We start from the raw sequence: 16036 nt of genomic DNA on the forward strand, positions 1-16036 counted from the left end.
GATCTGCCATATCAGGGATGAACATGCCACCCCTGGTCAGAGTGAGAGGGCCGCTCTCAAATCTCAGGGTCCTGCCCACCCTCGTCCACCTGGGAGCCCAGCGGCTCCATGGACTGCAGCACAGCCCGGCGGAGGGTGTCCGCATATTGCCGGTATTCGACAGCCCGTTCGGCATACATCTCTGCGACGGCCCTGCGGCCGCTCTTGCGTCCGTCCTCCGCCATGCGGGCAACCAGCTCGGCCCTCTCCTCGATGACGCGCAGAGCCACCCGCAGCGCCTCGTCCACAGCACTTTCCTGCTCCTTGGCCAAAATATCCGACGTATAGGAATGTCCGACCTGGCACCGGAACCGGAGGGGTTTGCTCGCCTTGATCTTCGAGAGCACGCCGCCGCAGCCGGGGCAGGTCAGGGGGGCTGGATCAGCGAGCTTCCGCAAAACCTCGCTATCGATCCGCTCACCTGCGGCGATATCCACCTCCAGGCGAATGTCGGGCGGGATGGGGACCCCGGGGCCCGCCGCCTCCCGGGCAAGGTCCGACAGCACGTCACCGATCCGGGCACTCGGCACCGACAGATCGACGGTGACGGCCTCCATGGCGCTGCGCGGCATGTCATCGGCAATGGCATCAGCCGGGTCCTGCACTACGGCCACGCCGCCGCAGCGCTTGACGGCTTCCAGGCCTGAGGCGCCGTCATTGAGGAGGCCACTCAGGACGACGCCGATCACCCGGGAGCCATAGGCAGCCGCCGCCGACCGGAACAGCGGGTCGATGGCAGGCCGCGCCATGTTCTCGCGAGGACCACGCCCAAGCCTGATGTGACCCTTGGCCAGGATGAGATGATGGTCGGGAACCGCCAGATAGACGTTGCCGGGCTCGATGCGCATGCCATTGGCTGCTTGGTGGACGGGCAGGCGACCGGCGGCGGATGCCACGGTCGCAAGAATGCCGATGCTGCGGGCAGGAATATGCAGCACGATGAAGACGGCGGCCGGCAGATCTGGCGGAAGGGATCCCAGGATCGTCTTGAGCGGAGCGGTTGCTCCGGACGAGCCTCCGATGACGATGATGTCGCGATTGCTCATGAAGGCCCTCGGAGTGACGTAGCAATGAATGAACCCCAGGCACCCGGCACAGTTCCTTCAATGGTGGTAAGTGGCGTGAAATCCTCGCAAAAGAAGGATCTTGCGGGGGGGAACTCAGGCGTGCGGCAAGCGTCAGGTTATTGGGCGCCCGTCGGGTGCTCGATCCGGTGCGAGTGCGGCCATGCCCGACCCTGCTCTTGAACGGGTACACCTTGCGAAGGCTGAGCGCGACATTGCCGAAGGCGAGGAGCGCATTACCCGCCAGATGCTTCTCATCGAGAGAATGAACCAGGAGGGGCACGATACAGCCGAGGCGGAACGGCTGCTGCTGACCCTGCGGGAAGTTCTTGCCGAGTGGCAGGCCCACCGGGAGGAGATCCTGCGGGTTCTGGAGCGCCATCGTGTGCTGCGCTCCAGTTGAGGGAAGGCGCATTCGCCGTTGAGTGGCCCGAATGAATCAATCGGTATCCTGAGTGTCGTCGTACAGTGAGCAGTCAAACCACGAAGGACTGAAGGAACGATGATAAACACCGCGCTGCACGAACAGGCTTGGTCACATCCATTGCTGTGCAAGCTGGGCAGCATCGCCGACCTCTCGGACGAGGAGAAGCAGGCGATCCTGGATCTGCCAGTGTCTGTGAAGGTGGTCGAGGCGGACATCGACATCGTCCAGGATGGAGATCGGCCCTCCGACTGTGTCCTGGTCCTCAGCGGCTTCGTCTGCCGCTACAAGATCCTGCCTGACGGTAAGCGGCAGATCATGGGCTTTTACATCCCGGGCGACATTCCGGACCTGCAAAGTCTCCAGTTGGATGTCATGGACAACAGCGTTGGGGCTCTGGTGAGAAGCAGCGTAGCCCTGATCCCGCACCGGAGCCTGCGGGAGATGCTGCGGCGTTTCCCCAACCTGAACGACATCCTGTGGCGCGATACCCTGATCGATGCAGCCATGTTCCGCGAGTGGATGATCGGGCTGGGACGCCGGTCAGCCTATCAGCGCATTGCCCATCTGCTTTGTGAACTTCAGGTCCGGTTGCAAACGGTAGGTCTCGCCAAGGTGAACGGGTGTGAACTGCCGATCACCCAGAACGAGTTTGGGGATGCCCTAGGGCTCTCGACCGTCCATGTGAACCGCGTCCTCCAGGATCTCAGGAGAGACGGCCTAATCGTGCTGCGGGGCAGCATGCTGGAAATCCCGGACTGGGAGGCTCTGCAAGCCGTGGGCGAGTTCGATCCCACCTATCTTCACTTGAAGAAGTAAGAGCTTCCGGAACAGATCCCTGCTCTGAGCAGCGTAGACTCGAAGCGCCGTGCTAGGACGAGAAAGGCTCCCCTCACGACCTTCGCACTTCGCGCCAAACTTGATCCAAAGCACATCTGCCGGCAGAAGATGCTGGATGCCCGCAGCCCAGGCGCCCGTGCGGGAAAAACTGCGGCAGGCAGGAGATTTGCCGCCTCGCTTGGACTTGTAAGCTCAACCGGCGCATGATGCAGCATCCACCAAGATGCTCTGATCCCGTAGCCGCTGGTGGCTCTGAGATGTGTGCCCCCGCCAGTTTGGTTGAGGAGAGTTATCATGACCGCCGACCTCGACCAAGAACGCGCAGATCTCATCCTGGCAGATCGGCATCTCGCCGCGGGCGAGCAGCGGATTGCCGAGCAACGCGCCCTGATCCGGCGGATGACTGAGCACGGCTTCAATACCGCCACGGCCAGGGATCTGCTGCGCTTGCTGGAGGAAACCATGATCCTCTGGCAGGAACACCGCCAACTCATCCTGGACGCCATCGCCCGGCATGAACGGGCTCTCACCCCTCCGCCTCAAGCGGATTCCAGATCACAATCCTGAGCTGCCTGTCGAACACGGCTTTTCGCGCTTCTGCCCCTTCATGTGCGGCAGGGCGGCGCCGATACCGTAGAAAACGCTCTTGATGTTGACGTCGATGGTGCGGTCCCAGTCCTCGACCTTCAGGCGCTCGATGGTCGCCTGCATTCTGCCATTCGAAGCGCCCGACATCCGCCAGCATCAGCCGCGGTACTGCTTATCGGTGACGTGCTCCATCCAGTCCACGGCCTTGCCGTCAAGGGACTCCTGAATGGCGATGTGGGTCATGGCTGTGGCGGGCGACGCGCCGTGCCAGTGCTTCTCGTCGGGATCGAACCAGACCACGTCGCCGGGCCGGATTTCCTCGATGGGGCCCCCCTCGCGCTGCACGAGGCCGAGTCCCGTCATGACGATGAGGGTCTGGCCGAGCGGATGTGTGTGCCAGGCCGTGCGCGCGCCGGGCTCGAAGGTCACGAGGGCGCCTGCAACGCGAGCCGGATCGGGCGGGCTGAACAACGGATCGATCCGCACCGTCCCGGTGAACCAGTTCGCCGGTCCTGTGGCCGAGGCTTGAGAGCCTGCTCTCTTGATGTCCATGGTTCTTAATCCCTGTGAAGATGCGCAGAGCGAGTCTGCTGTCGAAGACAAAATTAGTACCGAAGGCCGATCCGATTAGGGGCCAGATCCGCATAGACCTATTAGCCGCGGTCATGAATGTGGCTGTCGCTTCATCAGCCGCATGGCGATGAACGCGGCGGTGAGAACCACCAGCGTGCGGACGAGGAACACCGAGCCCAAGCCGGCCACGCCACGAGCGATGATCCCGCGGCCATCGTCAGTGGCGGCTCTTGGTTGTCACTGCAAGTGGCAGACCCCAGCCTCACAGATGATCGACCCTGCATTCCATGGCGAGCTTATGGCCAAGCTCGCCGATCTGACTGGTATATCGCTGTAATGAAGCGAGGCGAAGGTTGACTCAGGGTGTCGGAGCCGGTGTGCTCTCGACTTTGTGACGCAACCACACCATGCCCCCTCCGGCGACTCGCAGCCGGTCACACTCAACGCCTGTCTTGCTCCTCGACGCTGGTCCTCGAGCGTGTGCATCGCTATAAAGTTAGTAGCATTGCCATCCTATAGTGATTAGTCGGTTCTCACTCTACCAAACAGAATTTTTCTCTTTTCCCGTGCCTGCGAGACGGGGATTCTCCCAAGCCCATACTGTTTGAAAGAGAATTCTATTGATTTGCGCCAGGGACAACGAGACGCTTAAGGTGTTCAACCAGCAGGATCCAATGCCAGAGATTGTCGCCATTGTCGGGAGTCCGGCGCTCCATTCCCGCACACGGAATCTTGTCATGGAGATTCAGGGGCGGATTGCCAGTGAGGCCAGCGCTGCGGCGCGGCTGATCGATATCGCTGAACTTATGCCGCATCTGGTGGTGAGGAGTCGTGAGGAGACATCTGCCATTCTCGAGGGGGCGCTGCAGGCCGTAGAGCGCGCAGATCTCCTTCTCATCGGAACGCCGGTCTACAAAGGGTCCTACACAGGCCTCTTCAAGCATTTCATCGATCTCGTCGACTACAAGTCGCTCGCGGGTGTACCCGTGGCGCTCCTTGCCATGGGCGGGTCCGACCGACATGCCCTCGTGATTGATCACCAGCTCCGCCCGCTGTTCGGGTTCTTCAACGCACAGACCTTGCCGACAGGCGTCTTCGTGTCCGAGCACTCCTATTCCGATGGACGCATCAACGATCCTGTGCTTCAGAACCGGATCTCGACATTCGTGCGCGAGAGTGTCGATGCCGTAAAAATACGTGCAGCGATGCGCAGGCTAGAGGCGGCTTGATCTTTGATTTACCGGGGCGGCCGGAGTCAGAGAATAGGCAGTTGTGAACTTGACCCGCTGCATGGCGAAGCGTGAAGTCACGTTCTTGAGCGGGATTGCATTGATGAGGCGCTTGTAGAAGGCGTCATAGGCGTTCATGTCAGGCACGACCACGCGCAGCATGTAGTCCACATCTCCGGCCATCCGGTAGAATTCCATTACCTCAGGCATGGCTAACACCAAGTCGGCAAAATGCTGCAGGCCTTGGCCCGAATGATCGGCGATTTCGATGGATGTAAATACAGTCAATCCGAGGCCTATCTTGTCTGGATCAACCAGAGCGACACGCTTTTGAATGACACCGGTTGCTTCCAGGCGCTGAACCCGCTTCCAACATGGAGTTTGTGAGAGATTTACCCTCTGGGCGAGTTCGGCGATCGAGATGTCGGCGTCTTCCTGCAGCAGCATCAGGATCTTGGTATCCGTCGCATCCATGTCAGACCTCGGTGGGCGTAGAATAATAATCTCCGCGAGGCTCAACGGAGAAAGTCTCATACCAGCCCTGCATGGTTCTTTATAAAGAACATTATCTGACATACAAGTCCATTTTTAGTGGTATGGCACCGACGCGATTCCCCGACTTTTTGAGCTTGAAAAGATTATCCTTCTAGAGAATGAACAAGATCGGAGAAGATTATCGCTGGCTCTGTCGTTCTAAAAAAAGAACATTCCCGTTGCATTTGGTGCCTTCTCACCTTGATAATTCAAGGGTCATTCGGCCCATGATGCAGGGGAAAAACGTGTTCATCACTCATCTTTTCAGGAAAAGAGCCGGTCTTGCCGCTTTGCTCGGAGCCACGCTCCTGGCTGGAGCGAACGGGTGGGGAGCGGCACAAGCCGCAGGTCCCGACGATAAGCAGAAGCCTGCTCGGGGTGGAGCGCTGGTCTATCTTGAGCAGCAGGCGCACACGAACCTCTACCCGCCTGCAGGAGGCTTCTACCCCAACGGCGGGATCCTCAACCAGATCACCGATAAGCTGACCTATCAGAACCCCAACACTCTCGAGATCGAACCCTGGATCGCCGAGTCGTGGGCGGTGAACGCCGATGCGACGGAGTACACGTTCAAGATCCGAAAAGGCGTGACGTTCTCCGACGGCACACCGTTGGATGCGGCCGCCGTGGCCAAGAACTACGACACCTTCGGGCGCGGCAATAAGGAACTGAAACTGCCGATTTCAGAGGTCATCAATAACTACGACAGAAGCGAGATCATCGATCCGCAGACGGTGAAGTTCTATTTCAAGAAGCCGTCGCCTGGATTCCTGCAGGGCACGTCCGTGATCGGTTCAGGACTCGTGTCCCTGAAGACTCTTGCGCTGCCCTACGAAGCGTTGGGCGATGCCACGAAGATCATCGGCTCCGGCCCGTTCGTGGTCGCCAGCGAGACCCTCGGACGCGAACTCACGCTCAAAGTACGCCCTGACTACAACTGGAGTCCGGCCAAACTTGAGCACCAGGGTCGCGCCTATCTAGACGAAATCAAATACATCGTCACCCCAGAAGACAGCGTACGCATCGGCGCCCTCCTGGCCGGGCAGGCCGATGTCATCCGCCAGATCCAGGCCTATGACGAGAAGCAGGTCGAGGACGAGGGCTACCTGATCTACGCGCCCTCGACCCGAGGCGTAAACAACAGCGTCGTATTCCGTCCCGACAACCCGCTCGTCGCCGACGTTCGGGTCCGTCGCGCGCTGCTGCATGCCACCAATACGGACGAGATCGTCTCGACCCTCTTCTCCGCCAACTACCCGAAGGCGAGTTCGATCATCGCCAAGACGGCACTGGGCTATGTCGATCTTTCGGCGAAGCTGTCTTATGACATCGAGAAGGCCAGGGCGCTGCTCGACGAGACCGGCTGGAAGTTCGGCGCGAACGGACGGCGTCAGAAGGATGGGCAGACGCTTGAACTGTCAGCCTACGAGTCCCTGCCGCAGCCGCAGAACAAGGAGACGCTGCAACTCGTCGCTCAGCAATGGGAAAAGATCGGGGTGAAGCTGAACGTGCTGACCGCCGACTCCGGCAGCGCGGTCATGAACAATCTCGATCCCGCCAAGGCGCCTGTCTCGCCCGCCATGGTCGGCCGCGCCGATCCCGACGTGATCAAGAGCCAATACTATCCCACGAATCGCAACGTCCTGCTGCAAAAGGGCGGCAACAGCGATAAAGTGCAGGCCTTCGTCGACGAGAAGCTCAACGCGCTGCTTGATCAGCTTGCATCCGAGCCCGATCGCACCAAGCGCCTCACGGTGGCCGGCGAGGTCCAGAACTACGTAGTCGATCAGGCCTACGCCATTCCGATTTTCGAGGAGCCGCAGGCCTTCGCGGCCGCGCCTTACGTGAAGGGCGTGTCCTTCGAAGCGGTGGGGCGTCCCAGCTTCTACAGCACCTGGCTCGCGCCGCGCCGCTGAGGAAACGTTAGGTCGGCCCGGTGTCGCAACGAGCGATGTCTGGCCGACCTGCAATCGATTATCCCGATTTCAGACAGGATCTCCCATGTCGCGATATGTGATCGGAAGGATAGGGCAGGCGGGTCTTGTGCTCTGGGCGGCCTTTACCGTCTCGTTCATCCTGCTGCAGGCCCTGCCGGGTGATGCGATCCTCATCAAGTTTCTCAATCCCGAACTCGGCCTGGGGCCGGAGCAGATCGCTGACATCCGCGCGTCCTATGGGGCGGACAATCCGCTGCTCGTGCAGTATGTTCACACCGTTGCGAACTTCCTCACGGGGAATTTCGGCTATTCCACACATGCGGGCGTTCCCGTTGGAGATCTGATCCTCGCCAACCTGCCGCCGACCCTGTGGCTCTCGACGCTCGGGTTTCTGCTGTCACTGATACTCGCGGTCATGCTAGCGGCGCTCTCGGCCTTGTCTCCGTTCTCGTGGCTGCGCTCCTGCATCCAATCGATTCCCGCGCTCTTTATCTCCACACCCGTATTCTGGCTCGGGATCCTGCTGATCCAGATCTTCTCGTTTCAACTCAGGCTCATTCCGATCATCAATCCTGGACCATGGCAGGCGCTGATCCTGCCCGTAGTGACGTTGGCCGTACCGATCTCCGCGCCGCTCGCCCAGATCCTGATGCGAAACATCGACCACGTGCTGACCGAGCCTTTCGTGGCGGTAGCCCGTGCCAAGGGCGCTTCCCACCGATGGGTTCTATGGAAGCATGTGGCGAAGAACGCCGTCCTGCCGACGCTCACTATCGGGGGCATCTTGTTCGGGGAGCTTCTCGCCGGTGCGGTGGTGACGGAAGCGGTGTTCGGCCTCAACGGCCTCGGAGGGCTGACGCAGCGCTCCGTCAATGATCAGGACATCGCGGTCCTCCAAGCCATCGTCGTGTTCTCGGCCGCAGCCTTCGTCCTCATCAATCTCACGGTAGACCTGCTCTATCCCGTCTTCGATCCGCGCCTCAGAGTGAGACAAGGAGCTGTCGCATGACCAGCCTGAACACGATCGGGCGCAGTTTGCTGCGTGACGATACGGACATCCCTGCAAGTCCCTCTCAGGTGTTGAGGCGAGCTTCATCGGGTGGGCGCTGGCTGAAGGTTATTAGAGACATCCAGCCCGGCCTTGTGCTGTCCTGGTTCATCATGGCCGTCGTCATGCTCTGGGCATTGTTCCCACAATGGTTCACGAGCTACAGCGCAACGGTCGGCGTCGCGCGCCAGCAGCTTCGTGCACCGAGCGCCGAGCATTGGCTCGGCACCGATGCTCTGGGGCGCGATCTTCTCGCCCGCATCATCTATGGTGCTGGCAATTCGCTCACTGGCGCCTTTGTGGCCGTCGGTGTCGGCCTTCTGGTAGGCACCACACTCGGCATTATCGCGGGATCGGCCCGCGGCAGGATTGACGGCGCCATCATGCGTAGCGTCGACGTGCTTCTGTCGATCCCGCAACTTCTCCTGTCGCTCAGCATCGTCATCCTGCTCGGGTTCGGCATCGTGAATGCCGCCATCGCGGTCGGCATCACGTCGATCGCCAGCTTCGCGCGGCTTGCCCGCTCAGAGGTGGTGCGAGTTCGCGCCAGCGACTATGTCGAAGCCGCCTTCGGCAGCGGCGGAACGTTCAGCCGTGTGCTGCTGCGACACATCCTGCCGAACTCCCTGACCTCCGTGATTGCCTTCGCAGCCCTGCAGCTCGGCTGGGCCATCCTGACGATCTCTACCCTCGGCTTTCTCGGCTACGGTGCGCCGCCGCCCACGCCGGAATGGGGCCTGCTGATCGCCGAGGGGCGCAACTACCTCGCGCGGGCCTGGTGGCTGACGACTGTTCCCGGAATCGTCGTGATCCTCGTCGTCCTGTCGGCAAACCGCATCAGCCAGTCCTTCGGAAGGGCCAGGGCATGACCACGGCGATCACCATCAAGTCCACATCGACAGACGTCTCGAACCTGCCAGTTCTCGAAATCAGCAATCTCGCCGTCGGCTATCGCGGCAACGAGGGGTTTCAGCGGGTCGTCCATGAGGTTTCTCTCCTGGTGCGTCCGGGCGAAGTCGTGGCCCTTGTGGGTGAATCAGGGTCTGGTAAGACCACCACGGCGCAAGCGGTGATCGGGCTTCTGGCCGAGAACGGTCGGCTGGAGGCCGGCGCGGTGCGTCTCAACGGCACCGACATTGCGGGCTGGTCGCAGAAGCGGCTCGATGCCATCCGCGGCAGCAAGATAAGCCTGATCCCACAGGATCCGACGAGTTCGCTCAACCCAGTCAAGACCATCGGCGCCCAGGTGGCCGAAGTGCTCCAGATCCACCGGCAGGGCAGCCGAGCGGAGATCGACGCGCGAGTGATCGATCTTCTGACGCGCGTTGGCCTCTCGCAGCCCGTACTGCGCGCGAAGCAATATCCACATGAGTTGTCAGGCGGCATGCGCCAGCGTGTCCTCATCGCCATCGCGGTCGCTTTGCGACCGGCCCTGATCATCGCCGACGAGCCGACCAGCGCCCTCGACGCGACGGTGCAGAAACGCATCCTCGACCTGATCGACGAGCTGCGGCACGAATACGGCACGGCGGTTCTTCTGGTAACGCACGATCTGGGCGTTGCAGCCGACCGAGCGAACCATCTCGTCGTGCTCAAAGAGGGACGGGTTCAGGAGCAGGGGCCGACCGCCGAGGTGCTCGCTTCGCCGCGCAGCGACTACACGCGCAAGCTCCTGGCGGATGCGCCCTCGCTCGGCAAGACCCGGTCCGTTTCCCGCTCCATATCCCCACGCATTCACGGGCGCGATGATGCCATCGTGGTCGAGAACCTCGTGCAGGACTTCACTATCGGCGGAAGACGGGATGTGTTTCGCGCGGTGGACGGCGTGTCCTTCACAGTCCAGCGGGGAACGACACACGCGATCGTCGGCGAGTCCGGCTCAGGAAAGACGACGACCGTACGCAGCATCGTGGGCTTTCAGAAGCCCACTTCCGGTCGCATCCGCGTCGACGGGATCGACGTGATGAGCCTGCACGGCGACACCCTCCGCCGGTTCCGCAAGACGATTCAGCTCGTCTACCAGAACCCATTCGCCTCCCTCGATCCGCGACAGACGATCTTCCAGATCGTCGAGGAGCCGCTTCTGAACTTCGACTGCCCGCCCAGGGAGGAGCGCGCGAGGAAGGTCCAGGCCATTCTCGATCGCGTCGGCCTCCCTCAATCGGCTCTGACCCGCAGGCCTCATGGGCTCTCGGGCGGGCAGCGGCAGCGTGTCGCCATAGCCCGCGCGCTCGTGCTCGACCCGCAGGTGCTGGTGCTCGACGAGGCGGTCTCGGCCCTCGACGTCACCGTGCAGGCGCAGATTCTGGCGCTGCTCGACGAGCTTCAGCAGGCCCTGGGACTGACATACCTGTTCATCTCTCACGATCTCGCGGTTGTCCGCCAAATCTCGGATACGGTTTCGGTCCTGCACAACGGCCGGCAAGTCGATAGCGGCTTTGTCGAGGACGTGTTCCTGCGTCCGGAAAGCGCCTACACGCGCGAACTCATCGGCGCGATTCCCGGCCAGCGCAAGCCGACCGGCACTGATATCACACGATCCATGGGAGCAGAGCGATGACATTTTCCTCACGTCGCAAGAGGCTCGGGTTCTTCACCCGCCTTCTGGACCAAGCCAGCGCGGGCGAGCGTTATCGCCTCGCGGCCGAGCAGATCATCCATGCGGAGCGAAGCGGCTTTGATTCCGCCTGGGTGGCGCAGCACCACTTCCACGAGGCTGAGGGCGGGCTTCCGTCGCCCCTTGTGTTCCTGTCTCATGTGGCGACGCGCACCTCGACTATCCGGCTCGGTACGGGCATCATCACCCTGCCGCTCGAGAACCCCGTGCGGGTGGCGGAGGACGCGGTGGTGCTGGATCTTCTGTCCGGCGGCCGCCTCGAAGTCGGCGTCGGGAGCGGCGGCACGCCTTCCTCCTTCACGGCCTTCGGCCTCGACAGTGCCAGCCGCCCGGAAGTCTTCGACCGCAACCTCGCGGTGGTGCGCAACGCCTGGAGTGGCGGACCGTTCGAGGGTGGCGATGCCTTGTATCCGACTGCTCCTGATCTCAACAATCGGGTCTGGCAGGCAACCTTCTCGGTTGGAGGCGGCATACGTGCCGGTAAGGCTGGCGACGGCCTCATGCTCTCGCGCACGCAGCCCCGGCCGAAGGACGCGCCACACGCCTCTCTGCCGGACCTTCAGCATCCGATCATTGATGCCTATCTCGAGGCGCTGCCGGAAGGCGGCGAACCGCGCATCGTCGCATCGCGCTCGCTGTTCGTCGCCGACAATCGAGAGGACGCGCTCCGCCTCGCGGAGAAAGGATTGCGCCGGGTCGTGGCGGATTTCGCCGCCAAGGGGCACATGATCCCCGGCGACAGCCTGGCAGACATCATCGCGGCGCTCGACACCCATGTGGGCACGCCCGAGGACGTGCTCGAGAGCTTGAGCCGGGACACCACCCTGCCGCGGGTGACGGACCTCGTGTTCCAGGTCCACTCGGTTGACCCGCCGCACGAATACATCCTGCGCTCGATCGAGCTGATCGCCAATGAGGTGGCCCCGGCCCTCGGCTGGCAGGCGCCCACGGCCATACCCGAAAAGCGCGTCGCCCTTGTGCGCTGAACCCACCACGCCAACACATGGAATGTGAGGAGACCATGAGCATCATCATATCGGACATCATCGATCATCTTGCCGGCATCCAGCCGGGCTCCAGCCTCGACCGGCTGCGTGATCAGCGGCCGCAGGCGCGGGAGAACGCGCAGAAGAGCTATCTGGCCCTGTTCGAGCCTGAGTTCCCTGGCGACGTCACCGCGCTTGAACGCTACGCCGTCGCGACTTTCGTGGCCGGTCTCCATCGCCAGCCGCATGTGACTGACTTCTACGCGGCAAACCTGCAAACGCTCGGCTCACCGGAGATCGCTGCGGCAATCGAAGCAGAGATCGCCCAGGGCGTAACGGAAGGCCCCTATGGTCGCTACCCGCCGGGTCCGCTCACCGTTGAGGACGTGGTGGGACCGGACTATCAGGTTTCCGCCGATCACAAGGAATCTCTCGGAGCGCGGCTCGCTGCGGGACTCGAGCATGCACACCTACTCGTTTTCCGTCCGCGCGACGCAAGTCCGGCCGCCTTGCAGAAACTCCTTGATGCAGGCTGGTCGACAACGGACATCGTGACCCTGTCGCAACTGGTGTCCTTCCTGTCATTCCAGATCCGCGTTGTCGCGGGCTTGCGAACCCTTGCAGGCGCGTCCTCAGTTCAGACCACTGATGCGGAGTTCACGCAGATCTTCACCGGCGTCCTGGCGTCGGGCGCCGTTTGAGAAGGAACCCTTCCATGACCGAGACAACACTGTCACACCCCGGTAACCGCGAGCCCACCGTCTTCACGCAGGAGCAGCTGGGCTGGGTGCCGTGGCTGGAGCCGTTTCCCGCCGATCAGCTGACTGAGAGGCATTGGGCCGGTCTCGTCGACGCCTCGCGCGCCAAGTCGCCTTATTTCCTGCTGCTCGCGCGCGACCCGGATGTCCTGCAGGCCAGAACGAAGACGGACAAAGACATCTTCTACAACACGAGCAACGGCTTGCTACGTGCCGAGCGGGAACTTGCCGCAACAGCCACCTCACGCTCCAACGGCTGCATCTTCTGCGCCTCTGTCCACTCCCGGTTCGCAACGCAATATTCCAAGCGCGGTACCGACGTTCAGCGGCTTCTCGACGAGGGAGTCGAGGTGGATATCGACAGCCGTTGGAATGCGATCATCGAAGCGTCGGTCACGCTGACGGCTACACCTCTCGCGTTCGGCGACGAGCAGATCAAGGCCTTGCGCACGGCCGGGCTCGATGATCTGGAGATTGTGGATGTGATCAACGGCGCGGCCTTCTTCAACTGGGCCAACCGGTTGATGCTCTCCCTCGGGGAGCCCTCGCCACCAAGCGAGACTTAAAGCAGGTCGGGCGGCCTCAGACCAAGGAATATTGCGGTGGCGGGAGATTGCAGTCTGGGTGCGGTCTCTCCAATCACATGTAATAGACCGAGATTTTCCGACCACGGATCTCCTGGACCTCCACGTTCATGCCGTAGACTTCCTGGATCACGGCGCTCGTCATGATTGCATCGGGGGTGCCATGACGCACGATGGTGCCATCGCGCATGGCCACGATATAGTCGGAATAGCAGGAGGCGAAGTTGATGTCGTGCAGGACGAGGACAATTGTTTTGTCCAGCGCATCAGCAGCCTGCCGCAAAAGCTTCATCATGCCGACCGCGTGCTTCATGTCGAGGTTGTTCAGCGGTTCGTCGAAGAGCACGTAGTCCGTGTCCTGACAGAGCACCATGGCCACATAGGCGCGCTGGCGCTGCCCGCCCGACAGTTCATCGAGAAACCGGTCGGCGAGGAGCTCCAGGCCGAGAAAGCTGATAGCCCTGGAGGCATGATCCCGATCTTCGACCGTGAGACGGCCCTTGGAATAGGGATAGCGGCCGAACTCCACCAGATCCCGCACCGTGAGCCGGGAAGCAATCCGGTTGTCCTGCCTCAGGATCGACAGGCGCTTCGCCAGAACGTCGGACGGTGTGCTGGTAACGTCGAGCCCTTCAACGGTCACCGTTCCGGCACTCATGGGCATGAGACGGCTGATCATCGACAGAAGGGTAGATTTGCCCGCCCCGTTGGGTCCGATGATGGACGTGATGCCACGACGGGGAATCGTAAGCGACACGTCGCGCACGACGATGGTGTCGCCATAGGTCTTGGTGGCGTTCGCAACCTCGATCATCGGGCTGCTCCTCTGATCAGGAGGGCGAGGAAGACAATCCCGCCCACGAATTCGATGACGATGCTGAGTGCCGTGTCGAAGGCAAAAACCCGCTCAAGGACAAGCTGGCCGCCGACGAGGCAGATGACGGCGATCAGGGCTGCCACAGGAAGCACATAGCGATGCTTGTGGGAGCCAGTGATCTGGTGGGCGAGGCTAGCGACCAGGAGTCCAAAGAAGGTGATCGGACCCACCAAGGCCGTGGAAACCGACACGAGGATTGCCACCAGGATCAGCACGATGGTGACCACCCGGCTATGATCGATCCCTAGGCTGATCGATGTCTCCCGCCCGAGGGACAAGACGTCATAGGTGTTGATGAAGCGCAATCCGACGATGGAAACGGCCAGCACCGTGGCGGTGGAAATGGCCAGAAGATCGCTGTTCACATTGTTGAAGCTGGCGAAGAGGCGGTCCTGCAGAAGCACGAATTCGTTAGGGTCGATGATGCGCTGCATGAAACCCGACAGGCTGCGAAACAACACGCCGAACACGATGCCCACGAGGACGAGCAGGTGAATGCTTCGGCTGTTGCCTGAGAAGAGCCATCGGTAGAGCGCAGTCGAGAAAGCCACCATGGCGGCGACATTGAAGACGAACAGCAGGCGCGGATCCAGAGCCGCCACGCCGGCGGATCCGATCGTGAAGATCAGGCTCGTCTGAATAAGGATGTAGAGCGAGTCGAAGCCCATAATCGAGGGCGTCAGGATTCTGTTGTGGCTCACCGTCTGGAACAGCACGGTCGAGACGGCGATGGCATAGCCAACCAGGACCATGGACAGGACCTTCATGCCCCGGAAAGGCAGGATGAAGTCCCAGCGCCCCCTGGCATTCAGGGTCATGAACAGCGCCATCCCGCACACCGCGATCGCGGCGAGGATCAGGAGCACCTGGACCGGCTGTTTTTCCTTCCATTCACGCAAGGCGTTCGCGCCCCTTGAGCAGAAGAATCAGAAACAGGCCGCTGCCGACAATGCCCATGATTGTCCCGATGGGAACCTCGTACGGGTAGTAAACGACACGTCCGATGATGTCGCAGGCAAGCACGAGGCCAGCACCCAGTGCCGCGATCCAGGGAAGGGAGCGGCGCATATTGTCACCGATCATCAGGCTGACCACGTTCGGCACGATCAGCCCGAGGAAAGGCAGCATGCCAATCGTTACGACAATGGTGGCCGTCACCATTGCCACGATGACGAGCCCCAACGAAACGACGCTGCGGTAACGAAGTCCAAGATTGGTGGTGAAGTCACGTCCCATTCCGGCCAAGGTGAGGCGGTCGGCGGCAAAATAGGCCAGAACCATCAGAGCGAAGGCCACCCACAACAGCTCGTAGCGGCCGCGCAGCACCCCTGAGAAGTCGCCTGTTGTCCAGGCATTGAGGGATTGCAGCAGATCGAAGCGATAGGCGAAGAACGTGGTGATTGCGCTGATAACCCCACCCAGCATGATACCGACAAGCGGCACGGTCAGCACCGAGCGCAGGGGTATGAGCCGGAGGATGCGCAGGAACAGGGCGGTCCCGGCCAGGGCGCAAGCCGCGGCGGCCACCATCTTCACGACAACCGGAGACTCAGGCGCAAGGAGCGTCACGATGAGCAGACCGAGGCTCGCGGATTCCACGGTTCCTGCAGTGGAGGGCTCGACGAAGCGGTTCTGGGTCAGCATCTGCATGATCGTCCCGGCGACCGCCATGGCCATCCCGGCCAGAATGAGGGACAGCGTGCGAGGAATGCGGGACACCAGCAGAATCTGGGTCGCCTGTTGCCCCTCGTCGCCCGAAACCAACCCAGCCAGCGATAGGTCACTGGCGCCGATCAGAAGGCTGATCAGCGAAAGCACAATCAGGGCGGTCGTGGTGAGGAGAAGGCGCATCACAATCGGTCAGGAGCGGGCTCAACAAGGGACATAAGGCAAAGCGGATCGCACTGGGCGATCCGCGGGTAAGGCAATGCCTCGAAG

The 16036-nt window shown here is 61.6% G+C and carries 18 protein-coding genes; 11 read left to right on the forward strand and 7 right to left on the reverse strand.

What is annotated here, in order from left to right; genetic code table 11:
- Positions 1-56: 56 nt before the first annotated feature.
- Positions 57-1085 (reverse strand): chemotaxis protein CheB, encoded by a 1029-nt coding sequence (locus FHR70_RS22580; RefSeq protein WP_183454470.1) that lies wholly within the window; start codon positions 1083-1085, stop codon positions 57-59.
- 181 nt (positions 1086-1266) lie between these two features.
- Here FHR70_RS22580 and FHR70_RS22585 point away from each other — a divergent pair, with 181 nt between their 5' ends.
- The 3 genes from FHR70_RS22585 to FHR70_RS22595 all read left to right on the forward strand — a co-directional run bounded on the left by FHR70_RS22585 (position 1267) and on the right by FHR70_RS22595 (position 2934).
- Positions 1267-1506, forward strand: a complete 240-nt coding sequence (locus FHR70_RS22585; protein ID WP_183454472.1) for a hypothetical protein — start codon at positions 1267-1269, stop codon at positions 1504-1506.
- 99 nt (positions 1507-1605) lie between these two features.
- The gene (locus FHR70_RS22590) at positions 1606-2346 is read left to right on the forward strand and encodes a Crp/Fnr family transcriptional regulator (protein WP_183454474.1); all 741 of its coding nucleotides are present in this window, start codon (positions 1606-1608) and stop codon (positions 2344-2346) included.
- Positions 2347-2661: 315 nt separating this feature from the next.
- Complete coding sequence (locus FHR70_RS22595; protein ID WP_183454476.1) at positions 2662-2934, forward strand: hypothetical protein; 273 nt, start codon at positions 2662-2664, stop codon at positions 2932-2934.
- On the opposite strand, the gene FHR70_RS24250 is transcribed toward FHR70_RS22595, so the two are convergent.
- On the reverse strand, positions 2923-3078 hold the full coding sequence (locus FHR70_RS24250) for an SDR family NAD(P)-dependent oxidoreductase (RefSeq protein ID WP_425487894.1): 156 nt from the start codon (positions 3076-3078) through the stop codon (positions 2923-2925). The genes FHR70_RS22595 and FHR70_RS24250 overlap by 12 nt on opposite strands.
- A 33-nt stretch (positions 3079-3111) precedes the next feature.
- A complete protein-coding gene (locus tag FHR70_RS22605; protein WP_183454480.1) occupies positions 3112-3507 on the reverse strand; it encodes a (R)-mandelonitrile lyase in 396 nt (131 codons plus the stop codon).
- Between the two features lie 695 nt (positions 3508-4202).
- Between FHR70_RS22605 and FHR70_RS22610 the strand changes: the two genes are divergently transcribed.
- The gene (locus FHR70_RS22610; RefSeq protein WP_183454482.1) at positions 4203-4757 is read left to right on the forward strand and encodes an NAD(P)H-dependent oxidoreductase; all 555 of its coding nucleotides are present in this window, start codon (positions 4203-4205) and stop codon (positions 4755-4757) included.
- On the opposite strand, the gene FHR70_RS22615 is transcribed toward FHR70_RS22610, so the two are convergent.
- On the reverse strand, positions 4743-5231 hold the full coding sequence (locus FHR70_RS22615; RefSeq protein ID WP_183454484.1) for an Lrp/AsnC family transcriptional regulator: 489 nt from the start codon (positions 5229-5231) through the stop codon (positions 4743-4745). The genes FHR70_RS22610 and FHR70_RS22615 overlap by 15 nt on opposite strands.
- Before the next feature lie 305 nt (positions 5232-5536).
- Between FHR70_RS22615 and FHR70_RS22620 the strand changes: the two genes are divergently transcribed.
- The 7 genes from FHR70_RS22620 (at position 5537) to FHR70_RS22650 (ending at position 13203) form a co-directional block, all read left to right on the forward strand.
- Positions 5537-7207 carry a TIGR04028 family ABC transporter substrate-binding protein gene (locus tag FHR70_RS22620; RefSeq protein ID WP_425487895.1) on the forward strand — a complete coding sequence of 557 codons (1671 nt, stop codon included), beginning with the start codon at positions 5537-5539 and terminating at the stop codon, positions 7205-7207.
- An 85-nt stretch (positions 7208-7292) separates the two neighbouring features.
- Entirely contained in the window at positions 7293-8237 is a 945-nt protein-coding gene (locus FHR70_RS22625; RefSeq protein ID WP_183454486.1) for an ABC transporter permease, read from the forward strand.
- Positions 8234-9145, forward strand: coding sequence for an ABC transporter permease (locus FHR70_RS22630; protein ID WP_183454488.1), 912 nt, complete (start codon positions 8234-8236; stop codon positions 9143-9145). Before FHR70_RS22625 ends, FHR70_RS22630 begins: the two co-directional genes overlap by 4 nt.
- Positions 9142-10836: a dipeptide ABC transporter ATP-binding protein gene (locus FHR70_RS22635; protein WP_183454490.1), complete on the forward strand. Its 1695-nt coding sequence runs from the start codon at positions 9142-9144 to the stop codon at positions 10834-10836. The genes FHR70_RS22630 and FHR70_RS22635 overlap by 4 nt, the downstream gene beginning before the upstream one ends.
- Positions 10833-11879 (forward strand): putative FMN-dependent luciferase-like monooxygenase, encoded by a 1047-nt coding sequence (locus tag FHR70_RS22640; protein ID WP_183454492.1) that lies wholly within the window; start codon positions 10833-10835, stop codon positions 11877-11879. Before FHR70_RS22635 ends, FHR70_RS22640 begins: the two co-directional genes overlap by 4 nt.
- A 35-nt stretch (positions 11880-11914) precedes the next feature.
- Complete coding sequence (locus FHR70_RS22645) at positions 11915-12580, forward strand: CMD domain protein (protein WP_183454494.1); 666 nt, start codon at positions 11915-11917, stop codon at positions 12578-12580.
- A 14-nt stretch (positions 12581-12594) separates the two neighbouring features.
- Positions 12595-13203, forward strand: coding sequence for an alkylhydroperoxidase domain protein (locus FHR70_RS22650; RefSeq protein ID WP_183454496.1), 609 nt, complete (start codon positions 12595-12597; stop codon positions 13201-13203).
- 73 nt (positions 13204-13276) lie between these two features.
- On the opposite strand, the gene FHR70_RS22655 is transcribed toward FHR70_RS22650, so the two are convergent.
- From FHR70_RS22655 to FHR70_RS22665, 3 genes are all read right to left on the reverse strand, one after another.
- Complete coding sequence (locus FHR70_RS22655) at positions 13277-14035, reverse strand: iron ABC transporter ATP-binding protein (RefSeq protein WP_183454498.1); 759 nt, start codon at positions 14033-14035, stop codon at positions 13277-13279.
- A complete protein-coding gene (locus FHR70_RS22660; protein ID WP_183454607.1) occupies positions 14032-14928 on the reverse strand; it encodes an iron chelate uptake ABC transporter family permease subunit in 897 nt (298 codons plus the stop codon). Before FHR70_RS22660 ends, FHR70_RS22655 begins: the two co-directional genes overlap by 4 nt.
- Before the next feature lie 61 nt (positions 14929-14989).
- Positions 14990-15949 carry an ABC transporter permease gene (locus tag FHR70_RS22665; RefSeq protein ID WP_183454500.1) on the reverse strand — a complete coding sequence of 320 codons (960 nt, stop codon included), beginning with the start codon at positions 15947-15949 and terminating at the stop codon, positions 14990-14992.
- Positions 15950-16036: the final 87 nt, after the last annotated feature.

Source organism: Microvirga lupini (assembly GCF_014191055.1).
GTDB lineage: Bacteria > Pseudomonadota > Alphaproteobacteria > Rhizobiales > Beijerinckiaceae > Microvirga > Microvirga lupini_A.